This window comes from Bifidobacterium adolescentis ATCC 15703 (genome assembly GCF_000010425.1).
GTDB classification, from domain to species: domain Bacteria; phylum Actinomycetota; class Actinomycetes; order Actinomycetales; family Bifidobacteriaceae; genus Bifidobacterium; species Bifidobacterium adolescentis.
Genome location: NC_008618.1, coordinates 728,730 through 741,906, shown reverse-complemented (window position 1 = coordinate 741,906; position 13,177 = coordinate 728,730). Strand labels below are relative to the sequence as shown.

The 13,177-nt window shown below is 59.9% G+C and carries 10 protein-coding genes and 2 tRNA genes; 3 read left to right on the top strand and 9 right to left on the bottom strand.

Annotation, left to right across the window (positions count from 1 at the left end; genetic code table 11):
• The first annotated feature begins 17 nt into the window (after nucleotides 1-17).
• Together BAD_RS03155 and BAD_RS03150 are read left to right on the top strand one after the other, a co-directional pair.
• Nucleotides 18-935 (top strand): succinate dehydrogenase/fumarate reductase iron-sulfur subunit, encoded by a 918-nt coding sequence (locus BAD_RS03155; RefSeq protein ID WP_011743029.1) that lies wholly within the window; start codon nucleotides 18-20, stop codon nucleotides 933-935.
• A gap of 1 nt (nucleotide 936) precedes the next feature.
• Nucleotides 937-1,608 carry an O-methyltransferase gene (locus BAD_RS03150; protein WP_011743028.1) on the top strand — a complete coding sequence of 224 codons (672 nt, stop codon included), beginning with the start codon at nucleotides 937-939 and terminating at the stop codon, nucleotides 1,606-1,608.
• Between the two features lie 96 nt (nucleotides 1,609-1,704).
• On the opposite strand, the gene nhaA is transcribed toward BAD_RS03150, so the two are convergent.
• The 8 genes from nhaA to BAD_RS03110 form a co-directional block, all read right to left on the bottom strand.
• Complete coding sequence (gene nhaA, locus BAD_RS03145) at nucleotides 1,705-3,066, bottom strand: Na+/H+ antiporter NhaA (RefSeq protein ID WP_041777276.1); 1,362 nt, start codon at nucleotides 3,064-3,066, stop codon at nucleotides 1,705-1,707.
• Nucleotides 3,067-3,256: 190 nt separating this feature from the next.
• Nucleotides 3,257-3,330 (bottom strand) — tRNA-Arg (locus BAD_RS03140).
• A gap of 41 nt (nucleotides 3,331-3,371) precedes the next feature.
• Nucleotides 3,372-3,448, bottom strand: a tRNA-Arg gene (locus BAD_RS03135).
• Between the two features lie 87 nt (nucleotides 3,449-3,535).
• Nucleotides 3,536-4,849 (bottom strand): ATP-dependent Clp protease ATP-binding subunit ClpX, encoded by a 1,314-nt coding sequence (gene clpX / locus BAD_RS03130; RefSeq protein ID WP_041777275.1) that lies wholly within the window; start codon nucleotides 4,847-4,849, stop codon nucleotides 3,536-3,538.
• Nucleotides 4,850-4,953: 104 nt separating this feature from the next.
• Complete coding sequence (locus BAD_RS03125; protein ID WP_011743025.1) at nucleotides 4,954-5,655, bottom strand: ATP-dependent Clp protease proteolytic subunit; 702 nt, start codon at nucleotides 5,653-5,655, stop codon at nucleotides 4,954-4,956.
• A gap of 2 nt (nucleotides 5,656-5,657) precedes the next feature.
• Nucleotides 5,658-6,278, bottom strand: coding sequence for an ATP-dependent Clp protease proteolytic subunit (locus tag BAD_RS03120; RefSeq protein ID WP_011743024.1), 621 nt, complete (start codon nucleotides 6,276-6,278; stop codon nucleotides 5,658-5,660).
• 105 nt (nucleotides 6,279-6,383) lie between these two features.
• Nucleotides 6,384-7,895, bottom strand: coding sequence for an MDR family MFS transporter (locus BAD_RS03115; RefSeq protein WP_011743023.1), 1,512 nt, complete (start codon nucleotides 7,893-7,895; stop codon nucleotides 6,384-6,386).
• 138 nt (nucleotides 7,896-8,033) lie between these two features.
• Nucleotides 8,034-9,434, bottom strand: a complete 1,401-nt coding sequence (locus tag BAD_RS03110; RefSeq protein WP_003808733.1) for a replication-associated recombination protein A — start codon at nucleotides 9,432-9,434, stop codon at nucleotides 8,034-8,036.
• 83 nt (nucleotides 9,435-9,517) lie between these two features.
• Between BAD_RS03110 and BAD_RS03105 the strand changes: the two genes are divergently transcribed.
• Nucleotides 9,518-12,076 carry a DEAD/DEAH box helicase gene (locus BAD_RS03105; protein ID WP_011743022.1) on the top strand — a complete coding sequence of 853 codons (2,559 nt, stop codon included), beginning with the start codon at nucleotides 9,518-9,520 and terminating at the stop codon, nucleotides 12,074-12,076.
• Here the strand turns inward: BAD_RS03105 and BAD_RS03100 are convergent.
• On the bottom strand, nucleotides 12,058-13,059 hold the full coding sequence (locus tag BAD_RS03100) for a PPK2 family polyphosphate kinase (RefSeq protein ID WP_050731448.1): 1,002 nt from the start codon (nucleotides 13,057-13,059) through the stop codon (nucleotides 12,058-12,060). The two genes, BAD_RS03105 and BAD_RS03100, sit on opposite strands and share 19 nt — an antisense overlap.
• Nucleotides 13,060-13,177 lie beyond the last annotated feature (118 nt).

Here is a 13,177-nt window from a genome sequence, read left to right as displayed (position 1 = left end):
TATCGAAAGGCAGGTATATGAGCGGCATGGAGAACGGCATGGAAACGGTGACGTTGCGGGTGAACAGGTTCACGCCGCGTCCCGAACGCGGCCGTGAACGAGGCGGCTCGCCGTTCGCTAGGAAGAGCTCTCCCTTCGGCGATTCCGGATCCGCGCGCAGGCGTCCGCGAGGCAAGCAGTGGGTGCAGGATTACGTGGTGCCGGCGCGTCCGGAGGACACCGTGCTTGACTGCCTGCTCAAAGTCAAGCGCACCATCGATCCGACGCTTGCCTTCCGTTATTCGTGCGGTCATGGCATGTGCGGTTCCGATGCCGTGTCCATCAACGGCACGCCTACGCTTCTGTGCACCGCCACGGTGAAGGCTTGGGCAAAGCAGCCATCCGACGCACAGGTGGATGAGGACGGCTTCCGTCATACGGGAGAAGACGTTCAACCCGCGCAAACGCAGGATGCCGACGATTTGGGTGTCATCGAGCTCGCACCGCTGCCCGGTTTCCCCGTGCAGCGTGATTTGATCGCCGATATCGACCAGATGCTTGGCCAAATCAGGAAGCTCAAGCCGTATCTGCAGGCCAGTGGCGAACTCGCCACCACCGCGGACGGCAAGATCAACGCATTCGAATATCTGCAGAATCCCCAGCAGCTCTCCAAGTATGAGCTGCTGAGCAACTGCATAGCCTGCGGCACCTGTGAGGGAAGCTGTCCGGTATATGCAGGCGGCGAGGCGTTCATCGGCCCTGCGGCTCTTATCGCCGCCTCCCGTTTCATCAATGATTCACGCGACGGTCAGACGGATGCACGTATGGATGCCATCGATTCCGCCGATGGCATCGCCGCGTGCCAGTCGGTGCGCGCCTGCACGCGTGAATGCCCGCGTGGCATCGATGTCGGTGAGGAGATCTGGCAGCTGATCGCCCAAATCAAGGAGCGCTGAAATGGATAGGACGTCATATACCAATCTCGCGAAATCGTGGGAATACGTCGAGGATCATGCGTTCTCACGCCAGTCTGCCGAACTCAATGCGATCAGAACCGCGGCCGAGGAAGCCGGCATTCCCCAAGGATCCGCGGCGCAGGCCGAATTGCTGCGCATGCTGGTGCGGATGTTGGACGCCTCGTCGGTGATCGCCATCGGCACCGGTTCCGTGGTGGAGACGATGCAGCTGATCAACGGTCTTGACAATGCAGGCCAGCTTACGGCCGTCGATTCGTCCACGCAGGGCATCGCGCTGATTCGCAAACTGTTCAATCGTCTGTCCGATGACACCGAAACCACATTGCGTGCCGTGAACGCGTCCGCAGGTGTGTTTCTGCCCCGCCTGAACGCCGAGAATTACGATTTGATCGTCGTGGCCGGCGATTCGGAGAATTATGCTGCGGCTTTCGCTCAGGCTCCACGCCTGCTGAAACCGCATGCCGCGATTGTCTTCACCGATGTGCTTGCCTTTGATTCGGCCACATCGGCCGGCGGCGTGCTGAATCCCGCCAATCGTGATGCCAAATCCATCGCGATGCGCGAATTGCTGGAAACGGTGGAGTCGGATGAACGGTTCGTCACTGCGTTGACGCCGACCGGCACTGGTCTGCTGGTTGCCGTCAAGAAATAGACCAATCAGATTAATCAGCCGTGCCGCAATGGCACGCATATGTTGAAAGGGCCATGCATGGGGATGCGTGGCCCTTTCAACATATGGAGATTCCTTTTACTGTTCCTGGTGGGTGCCGATTATCTGGCTGACCACCACGGTACCGTCTTCCAGCACCGTCTCAACTTCGTTCATGGCGTCTTCGTCGCCGGTATGATGCTTATGCTTCGTACCGTCCTCCAGTTCGAATCGTTTGGATTGACGGCTCAGCAGAATACCTGAGATCACGGCTGCGACCATGGACCCCACCAGGACGCCGAAACGGGCTTCAGCCGATAGTTCGGCATCCTGATACGCCAGCGACGCGATGAGAAACGACACCGTGAAACCAATGCCGCAGGCGCAGGCAGCGGGGAACATGTCGCGCACGCGCAGTCCCTTGGCCATCTTCAGACCGCCCACGTGCGTGGACAGCCATGCGGTGGTCATGATGCCCAGAGGTTTGCCGACCACGAGCGCCACCATCACGGCAACGACCACCGGCGAGACGAACAGCGCCAAGGTCAACGACTCGAAGTGCACACCAGTGGCGAACAGTGCGAAGATCGGCAACGCCAGCAGTGCGGAGAACGGCTGCAGCTTGTCGGCGTAACGTTCCGCACGCGGCGTCTTCTCACCGAAACGCTCATGCGCCGGCGTGAGCAGTCCCACGAGCACGCCGGCCAAAGTGGGGTGCACGCCGGCTTCGAACATCATGACCCATGCCAGCACGCCCACGATGGCCACGGCCAGCCACGGTACCTTGCGCATGCGGACAAGGAAGTACCAGACGACCGCGCATACGGCTATGCCAAGGAACCAGTACCATGCGTTCACCGATGAGAAGAACACCGCGATCAGGATGATGGCCAGCAGGTCGTCCACTGTGGCCAATGTCATCAGAAAAGCGCGGATGGATCCCGGCAACGCTTTGGCGAACAGGGCCAATACGGCCAATGAGAACGCGATATCCGTGGCTGTGGGCACCGCCCAGCCATTGGACATCTGTGCGAAGGAGAACGACGTTCCTGAAGCGATGACGAGTTGCCCTGATCCTGCCGCCGCGAACAATGAGATCACGCCGATGAACAGTACCGGCGGCGCAAGCATACCGCCAACCGCGCACAGCATCGGCACGGCCGCGGCTTTGGGATTGGACAGTGATCCCGTGGTGAGTTCCTGCTTCAATTCCAGCCCTACGGTCAGGAAGAACACCGTCAGCAGGCCATCCTGCACCCAATGGCCCAATCCCATGTCGATATTGGTGTGTGGAATGGCTATATGGAAGTTCTCAAGCTGTTCGAACGCATGCGCGGTGAACGGCAGATTGGCGAGCAATAGGCCGGCAAGAGCGAAACCGAGCATAATCAGACCGGATATGCGGTCGGACGCGGCTATGCGTCGGATTGTTGCCCAGGTTCCCCTCTTCGATGTGGCCATCATGCTCCTTGTCTTGCGGTCCCCGTTCGACCGCAGTATCCGTAAAACGTAGTATTAAGTGTATCGGAGGGTCTTGGCGTTCGTCCATGCCGCATATTGCGCTCCGCTGTGCGCGCAATCAATTGCAGGCTTCACAAAAATCCATGGAAAATAAAGAAAGCCTCCTCCGCATTCGCGAAGGAGGTTCATGTGCGCGAGACAGGATTCGAACCTGCGACCTGCTGATCCGTAGTCAGCTGCTCTAATCCGCTGGGCTACTCGCGCAACGTCATCTTATTTCTTTGCGCCACCTGATGACTGGTGGCTGGTGCGCGAGACAGGATTCGAACCTGCGACCTGCTGATCCGTAGTCAGCTGCTCTAATCCGCTGGGCTACTCGCGCAACGTTGTCTTGTTTTCGGCAACTCGAATAAGATACACCCAAATGAACTCCAGGCAAAATCTCGGCGTGTCGCAGGAGTTTTCGGCCTTACGCCTCACGTAGACGAGGAATTTTCTGCGTCGACACCTTGAGTAGTTTCGGAGTGCCCGATCCGGTGACTGCGGCTTCGTCTACGACCACCTCTTCGACGCCTTCCATGCTGGGAAGACGGAACATGGTGTCCTCCAGCGTCTTCTCAATAATCGAACGCAATCCACGTGCGCCCGTACCCCGCCGAATCGACGTCGCCGCAATCTGCCGTATCGCCCCTTCGGTAAAGGTCAATGTCACCCCATCGACGGCGAATAGCTTCTGGTACTGCTTGACCAGCGCGTTTTCCGGTTCGACGAGGATTCGGGCCAAATCGTCTTCGGTAAGTTCCTCAAGCACGCTGACTACCGGCAGACGTCCGATGAACTCCGGCAATAATCCGAAATCAGCCAGATCATCGGCGGAGACCTGCGCAAGCAGCTCACGCTTGGGAACCTCATGGTCATGCCAGACCGCACCGAAACCGCTTTCCCTGGCGCCCAACCGTTGCGCCACGATGTCGGCGAGTCCCACGAACGCGCCACCGCAGATGAACAGTATGTCGCGGGTGTCGATCTGCACGGTTTCCATTTCACGATGCTTGCGGGTCCCTTCCACCGGCACGGAGGCGACGGTGCCTTCAAGGATCTTGAGCAGCGCCTGCTGCACGCCCTCGCCGGACACGTCACGCGTGATGGAGGTGTTTTCGCCGCTTTTACGGGCGATCTTGTCGATTTCGTCGATATATACGATGCCCTGCTGCGCACGCGCCACATCCCCGTCAGCAGCCTGGATGAGGCGCTGCAGCACGGTTTCGACGTCATCGCCCACATATCCTGCCTCGGTGAGCGTGGTGGCGTCCGCTATGACGAACGGCACGTTCATCACATGGGCCAGCGTCTGCGCGAGATATGTTTTACCCACGCCGGTCGGCCCGAGTAGCAGGATGTTCGATTTCGCCACTTGCACGCCCTCGAACGAATCGTCATGTCCATGCATCCGTTCCTTGCCGATTCGCGACGACTCGCGCATTTCCATGTTGACGCGCTTGTAATGGTTGTACACCGCCACTGAAAGTGTCTTTTTGGCGGACTCCTGGCCTATGACGTGATTGTCGAGGTAGGCGCTGATCTGTGCCGGCTTGGGCAGTTGCAGGATATTGAGCTGGGCGTCCTTGTCCCGTTCCTCGGAAATGATGTCCACGCACAATTCGATGCATTCGTCGCAGATGGCCGCGCCCGAACCGGTGACCAGTTTGCGCACCTGGCTCTCGGACTTGCCGCAGAACGTGCATCTCGGCACCGCATCGTTGTAGCTGACCACGCGTCCCATTCGCAACCTCTTCGTTTCACATATCTGCCGTTTAGAAAACACAATACCCCTGCCGCGACCCGGCAGGGGTATTGCATTTGTGAAGATATCATTCCACCGCAGGCTCAGCTGCGATGTTCCAGCACCTCGTCAACGATGCCGTATTCCTTGGCCTCCTGGGCCGTCAGGAACGTGTCCACTTCGATGTCCTTGCGGATCTTCTCGATGTCACGACCGGTATGCTTGGCCAGCGTGTTCTCCAGCCATTCACGCATACGCAGCATCTCCTTGGCCTGGATTTCAATCTCCGTGGCCTTGCCGAAGCCCTGGTCGATGGCCGGCTGGTGGATGAGCACGCGGGCGTTCGGCAGCATCAGACGTTTGCCTTTGGCGCCGGCGGCCAGCAGGATGGCCGCGGCCGAGGCGGCCTGGCCGAGGCATACGGTCTGCACGTCCGGCTTGATGTACTGCATGGTGTCGTAGATGGCGGTCATGGCCGTCATGGAACCGCCCGGCGAATTGATGTACATCATCACGTCACGGTTCGGATCCTGACTTTCCAAAACCAGCAGCTGGGCCATGATGTCATCGGCGGAGGTGTCGTCCACCTGCACGCCCATGAAGATGATGCGATCCTCGAACAGGCGGGTGTACGGATCCTGCCTCTTGTATCCGTACGGGGTCTTTTCCTCGAACTGCGGCAGAACGTAACGGTTCTGCGGTGCGAACGCGGCCTCACGCGCCGCAGCCCCCTGGAAGCCGACCACACCGGTCGGTCCGGCCAGACGTTCGGCGCGGGCTACAAACTGTGCTTCTTCGCTTGCCATGGTCACTCTCCCTTGGTGGCGCTCATCGTGTCGTGGGTGGAAACGAGCTTGTCCACAAAGCCGTACTCCAACGCTTCTTGGGCGGTGAACCAGTGGTCGTACTCGTTGTCGCGGTAGATTTCCTCGACGGTGTGCCCAGTCTGCTCGGCGGTCAACTCGCTCATGGTCTTTTTCATGTCCATGATCAGCTCGGCGTTGATGCGCACGTCAGTGGCGGTGCCGCCGATGCCGCCGGACGGCTGATGCATCAGCACACGCGCATGCGAGGTCAGGAAGCGCTTGCCCTTGGTACCGGAGCTCAGCAGGAACTGGCCCATGGATGCGCACATGCCCAAGCCCACGGTGGCCACGTCCGGCTCGATGAGCTGCATGGTATCGTAAATGGCCATGCCCGCGGTGATGGAGCCGCCCGGGGAATTGATGTACAGCCAGATATCCTTTTTCGGATCCTCGGCGGCCAGCATCAGCATCTGCGCGCAAATGCGGTTGGCCATCTCGTCCTTGACTTCCTCACCCATCCAGATGATGCGGTCCTTGAGCAGGCGGTTGAAAATCGGATCGGTGGGTCCTGCCGGCATGTCTTCGCCAGCCATGACGGGCAGGGGTGCACTAAGGTTGCTCACCTTGTCTCCTTTTCCAGTGTTCTCTATAGTTTCACAGCCTACCGCTTCGAAGCGACGGGGAACAAAATTGCGCCCACAGTGGAGAAGTCGACGGCGAAAACACGGTTATTCGCGTTTCGCGCCGATGCGGAAGGCGGTAATCAGGCAGCAGATTGCAACGGCGACAATCACGATCATGACGGTGAACGTCCAACTGCCGCCAACCGCCGTGGCATGGCTGAATGCCTCGGTTCCTTCCTTGCCAGCGCCGGCCTGGGCCACGGACAGCACCGTGGAGAACAGCGCGGTTCCGGCTGCGCCACCGAACTGCAGGCAGGTGTTGAACACGGCGTTGCCATCCGGCATGAATTGCGGCGCAATGCTGCGCAACGCATTGGTCATGATGTTGGAGAAGCCAAGCGCATAGCCAAGTCCGAAGATGAAGTAGAAACCGGCAAGCGTGGCCGGCGTCAGCCGCATGGAGAAGACCAGCAGCAGGATCGGGCCGCAGATCGCCAGGAAGAACGCGCCCAGAATCGGGCGGACAGGGCCGAAACGGTCGTACAGCGTGCCGCCGATCGGTGCGAAGAAAGCGCCGATCAACGCGCCCGGCAGCACCAGCGCGCCTGCCAGGAACGCGTTCGTTCCCAGGGAAAGCTGGGCAAGATTGGTGATCACATAGCCGAAGCCGATGCCGACGATTGGCAGCAGCATGTAGGCGATCAGATGCAGCAGCACCATCGGATCACGCAGCCATCCCAAGCGAATCAGCGGCGAGAAGGAACGACGGGACGACCATCCGAAGAAGAAAAGCGATCCCAAGCCGACGATCAGGCTGATCACTGCGAAAATCGCCGGCGCTGTAGCCACACCACCCGAAACGGCGGCGGCAACAGCCACGCCCGCCTGGTTCAGGAACATCACTAGACCGCACAACGCCAGCACAATCGCCGCGAACTGCAGCGGATTCAGATGCGCCTCTTCCGTCGGACGGTGCTGTTCGATGCATTTGAGGCCGACAGGCAGCGAAATCAGCAGAATCACGGGAATGACGATGACGAAAATCGCACGCCATGGCAGAATGCTCGACACCGCGCCACCCACGGTCGGGCCGATGGCGGGCGCCACGGTGATGACGAGCGAACCGACGCCCATCAGTCGTCCGACCTTGCTGCGTGGGGACTGTTCGAGAATGATGTTCATCATCAGCGGTGTGGCCACGCCGGAGCCGATGCCCTGGATGATGCGGGCTACTAGAATCACCGGGAACGCATGGCCGAAGATCATGGTCAGCGAGCCAAGCATCGCAAGCGCCACCGCGGCGAGGAACAGGACGCGATGCTTGAATTTGCGGTTAAGATACGACGACAGCGGCATGGTGGCTGCGACCGTCAGCAGGTAGATGGTGGTGATCCACTGCACAGTAGCAGTGTTCACGTTGAATTCCCGCATGAGCTGTGGGAACAGCACCGTCATCACGGTTTCGGTGAGGATGCCGATGAAGGCGAGCGAGCCGACCGCCACGATGGCGCCGATGAGTTTGCCGGGAATGCGTTCGTCCGGCGTTTCCTTGATGTTTTCGCTATTGTTCCGATTGTTATGGTCGGTGGTTTCGAGCGTTGTATTCCGTTCTTTCATAATCACTTTCCGCGCACTTTTTCCTGCGGCCATGTGCGACGCCGCGATTGACGCATGGGCCTTGCAAAGCAAGCAGGCGTCAACCCCAGCGAAGAATTTTAGCGGAACCCCTGACCCAATGCCTGCAGGAAACGAACATCAGGCATTGCGCTGGCCGGAACGGCCGTCACCGTTATCGTCCTCTTCGTGCAGAATCTTCCGAATCCGCTCCAATCTCGGCTTGACCTCATGCTCGTAACCGCGGTCGTTCGGATGGTAATACTCGCGCCCCTGCAATTCGTCAGGCATGTACTGCTGCGGCGCCACCGCGCCCGGCCAATCGTGCGCGTACCGGTAGCCTTCGTGGTTGCCCCAGCTTTTCATCAGCGCGGTCGGCGCATTGCGCAGATGCAGCGGCACTTGGCCGATAAGCCCCGCGTCCACGTCGGCGAGCGCCGCGTTGATGGCGTTGTAGCTGGCGTTGGATTTGGGCGCGGTGGCGACGGCGAGCGCCGCTTCGGCAAGAATGATGCGCGCTTCGGGCATGCCGATCATGGCCACTGCCTGCGCCGCGGCTACGGTGACTTGCAGGACCTGCGGGGCGGCCATGCCGACTTCCTCGGATGCGGCGATCATGATGCGTCGTGCGATGAAGCGCGGGTCTTCCCCCGCGCGCAGCATGCGGGCCAGATAATGCATGGTGGCGTCCGGATCGGAGCCTCGCATGGATTTGATGAACGCCGAGATGACGTCGTAGTGGTCGTCTCCGTCCTTGTCGTAACGCACGGTGGCCACGTCCATGACCTTCGACACCACATCAGGCGTGATGATGGGCCGTTTCGCGCCTTTTTTGCGCTCTTTGTCACCAGTGAGCGCGCCGGCCGCGGCTTCGAGGATGGTCAGTGTCTTACGTGCGTCGCCGCCGGCCATGCGGATGATCTCATCCACAGCCTCGTCGGTGATTCTGATTTCGTTGTCAAGGCCGTGTTCGCTTGCGATGGCGCGATTGATCAGCGTTTTCAGATCGTCCGGTTCCAGCGATTCGAGTTTGACGACCACGGATCGGCTGAGCAGCGGCTTGATGACGGAGAAGCTTGGGTTTTCCGTGGTGGCCGCGATGAAGGTGACGTCGCGGTTTTCCACACTGGGCAGCAACGCATCCTGCTGCGATTTGGAGAAGCGGTGCACCTCGTCGATGAACAACACCGTTTCCTTGCCTTCGGAGACGAGACGTTCGTGCGCGCGTTTGAGCACGTCACGCACGTCCTTGACGCCGGAGGTGACCGCGGACAGTTCCTCGAAGACACGGCCGGACTGTTTGGCGACGATATAGGCGAGGGTGGTTTTGCCGACTCCGGGAGGTCCGAACAGGATGATGGAGCTCGGTGCGGTGAGCGAGCCTTTCGAAGCGGGGTTGGCGAGTCTGCGCAATGGCGACCCCTCCCCCAATACCCGTGATTGCCCCACCACATCGTCGATGCTCGCTGGGCGCATGCGTACGGCAAGCGGGCGCGTCACATCATCCGGCGCGTCCATCGCGGCAAACAAATCGTCAGTCATGCTTTCCACTGTACCGCAACACACCCAACAATTCGAACACACGTTCGATGCATGCGTTCGCCCCAACCGGTAGACTGGCAAGCATGGCAGACGATACGAATTATGGCTCGCTGGGCGCGTTGGCGCCGAATTGGGACGAGGGCGAGCGCAACATCGACACGGATGAGATCTATGAGCGTTTCTTCACCTGGGTGGAGGACGTCAAAGGCGTGGAACCGTGGCCACATCAGGAGGAGGCCATCATGGATCTGCTGGCCGGCGACCATGTCATTTTGAACACTCCGACCGGTTCGGGCAAGTCGCTGGTGGCACTCGGCATGCATTTCGCCGCGTTGTGCACGGGCCGCCGTTCCTATTACACGGCTCCGATCAAGGCTCTGGTGTCTGAGAAGTTCTTCGACTTGGTTGAAGTTTTCGGCCGCGAGAACGTCGGCATGATCACCGGCGACACGCATATCAACGCGGATGCGCCGATCATCTGCTGCACCGCGGAGATCCTCGCCAATCAGGCGTTGCGCGAGGGCCGCCACGCCGATGTCGGCTGCGTGGCGATGGACGAGTTCCACTATTACGGCGATCCCGAGCGCGGCTGGGCTTGGCAGGTGCCGCTGCTTACGCTGCCGGATACGCAGTTCCTATTGATGAGCGCGACGCTGGGCAATGTCGACGCAATCGCCGACAAGCTTGAGGACATGACGGACACCGACGTGGATATCATCGCCGATGCGCCACGTCCCGTACCGTTGACGTACGAATACACACTCGACCCGTTGGAGAAGACGGTGGAATTGGCGTTCGGCAAGGGCGAGACGCCGATTTACGTGGTGCATTTCTCTCAGGATGCCGCGTTGGAGACCGCCAACGCGCTGGCCAGCACGGGCGTGTCCAGCAAGGAGCAGCGCGCCGCGATCGCGGAAGCCATCAAGGGCACGAAGTTCACCACCGCGTTCGGCAAGATCCTGCAGCGTCTGTTGCGTACCGGCATCGGCATCCACCATGCCGGCATGCTCCCCCGCTATCGTCGTCTGGTGGAGCAGCTCGCCCAGCAGGGACTGCTGCCAGTGATCTGCGGCACCGACACGCTTGGTGTCGGTATCAATGTGCCGATTCATTCCGTGGTATTGACCGCGTTGACCAAGTTCGACGGCACGAAGATGCGCAAGCTGCGCGCCCGCGAGTTCCATCAGATCGCAGGACGCGCCGGACGCATGGGCTTCGACACGGAGGGTCTGGTCATAGCCGAAGCCCCCGAATTCGAAATCGAGAACGCCAAGGCTCTGGCCAAGGCAGGCAACGATCCGAAGAAACTGAAGAAGATCAAGCGCAAGAAGGCTCCTGAAGGTTTCGTAACGTGGAACGAGAACACGTTCGACAAGCTTATCGACGCGGCTCCGGAAACACTGGTGCCGCATATGAAGATCACCCATTCCATGGTGTTGAACGAGGTGGAGCAGGGCGGCGACGCCCGCTACCGCATCGACCGGCTTATCGACGATTCGGCGCAGACTCCGGAGCAGAAGGAGCGCCTGCACGCCCGCGCGGACGAGATCTTCCAGACCTTGTTCGACACGAACGTCATCGAGACCGAAGACCGTGACGATGGCGGCAAGGATTATTTCATGACCGTGGACATGCCGGACGATTTCGCCCTCGACCAGCCGCTAAGCCCGTTCCTGCTGGCCGCGTTGGAACTGCTCGACCCGGAGTCGGACACGTATGCGTTGGATGTGATATCCATGGTTGAGGCCACGTTGGAGGACCCGAAGCAGGTGCTGCGCGCGCAGGAACGTCAGGCGCGCGACGAGGCGATGATCCGCATGAAAGAGGATGGCCTCGACTATGACGAGCGTATGGACAGGCTTCAGGAGATCACCTATCCGAAGCCGTTGGAGGATATGCTGCAGGCCGCGTTCGATGAATACCGCCATGATGTTCCGTGGGCGAACGACTATTGGCTGAGCCCGAAATCCGTGGTGCGCGACATGGTGGAGACCGCTTCCGATTTCACCGGCTACATCGCCCGCTACAACATCGCCCGTTCCGAAGGCACGCTGCTGCGGTACCTGTCCGACGCCTACCGTGCGTTGGCGCGTACCGTTCCGCAGGAAAAGCGCGACGAGCAGCTTGACGACATCATCTCCTGGCTGCGCGTGGTGGTCCGTTCCATCGACTCCTCGCTGGTGGACGAATGGGAGCATGCCGGAACCGATACCGACGCGTCCGAAGCGGCCGCCAATCTTGCCGCGCCCGGCGCAAAACAGGCCGTGGTGGAGGATCGCCGTGGACTCACCGTATTGGTGCGCAATGCCATGTTCCGCCGTGTGCAGCTCATGGACCTCGACAAGCCGGACGAGCTCGGCGCGCTCGATAAGGACTGGGGCTACGGCGTGCACGAGTGGGAGGACACGCTCGACGATTACTACGACGAGCACGAATACGTCAACATCGACGCGAAGGCACGCAGCGGCGAACTGTTCATCCTCGACGAAAGCAAAGAGAACAGCGAGCACGCCTGGAAGGTGCGGCAGATCATCGACGATTCCGATGGCGACCACGATTGGGCCATCACCGGAACCGTCGACCTGGACGCCACGCAATCCAGCGGCGAGGTTGTCTTCTTCGACTACAGCGTGTCCAACTGACGGCGCATTTCGTCGGCGTCGACTTCGAGCGGCGGCCAGATCATGTTCATGTTCTTGAGCGTGTTGCGCAGCAGCTCGGAGACGACGGCCCTCGAATACCAGCGGTTGTCGGCAGGCACCAGATACCACGGCGCCTGCTCGGTGCTGGTGCGCAGGAACACATCCTGCCATGCGGCCATGTAGTCGTCCCAGCGGGCGCGCGCCTCAAGGTCGCTCGGATCGAACTTCCAGTATTTGGTCGGATCATCGAGACGGCTCAGGAAGTGGCGTTTCTGCTCGTCTTTGCTGACCACGAGGAAGATTTTGATGATGGCGCATCCGTCGGCCGTCAATTGCGATTCGAATCGGTTGATTTCGTCGTACCGTGCCTGCCACATTTCTTCCGGCTGCGTTTTGTAGATGCGCGGCATGACGATGTCCTCGTAATGGGACCTGTCGAAGATGGAGATCCATCCGTTGTTCGGCAGCTCGCGTTTGATGCGCCACAGATAGTCATGGTCCAGTTCTTCGCCTTTCGGCGCGCCGAACCCGTGATAGTGCATGCCCATCGGGTCGCCTTGGCTGAACACATGTCGTACGATGCCGCCTTTGCCTGACGCGTCCATGCCTTGCAGCACGATCAGCAGTCGCCGATGCGAGCCTTTCACGCCATTGGCGTACATAAGCCGCTGGTAACGGGCGATCTCCGACGAGCTGATGGATATGAATCGTTCGGCATCATCCTTGTTGCCGTCAAAACCAGGAGTGGAATCGCCATCTATGTCCGATACCTTCGTGTCGTGATGGAATCGCAATAGCTGGGTCGGCGGCAACGTCCATACCGAGCTCAGTAGTTCGCTCGCTTTGGCGGCGTTCGCCAATCCTTCGGCGACGGAATCGCAATTCTCGCTTTTTTCCAGCCGATCTTCCACTTTGTTCAGCGTTTTCGCGATCGACGACATTCTGGCGTCGTCTTTTTTCGCATCCTTGGTTTTATCCGCCATGTCAAGCCTCCCTGCTTGGTACGGACCACATGCGTGCAGTCCATCGTAGACACGAAAGGGGCCGCTTCCCCGTATTTCGCGGAAAAACGACCCCTACGCGTGTTATGCGATACCGGTG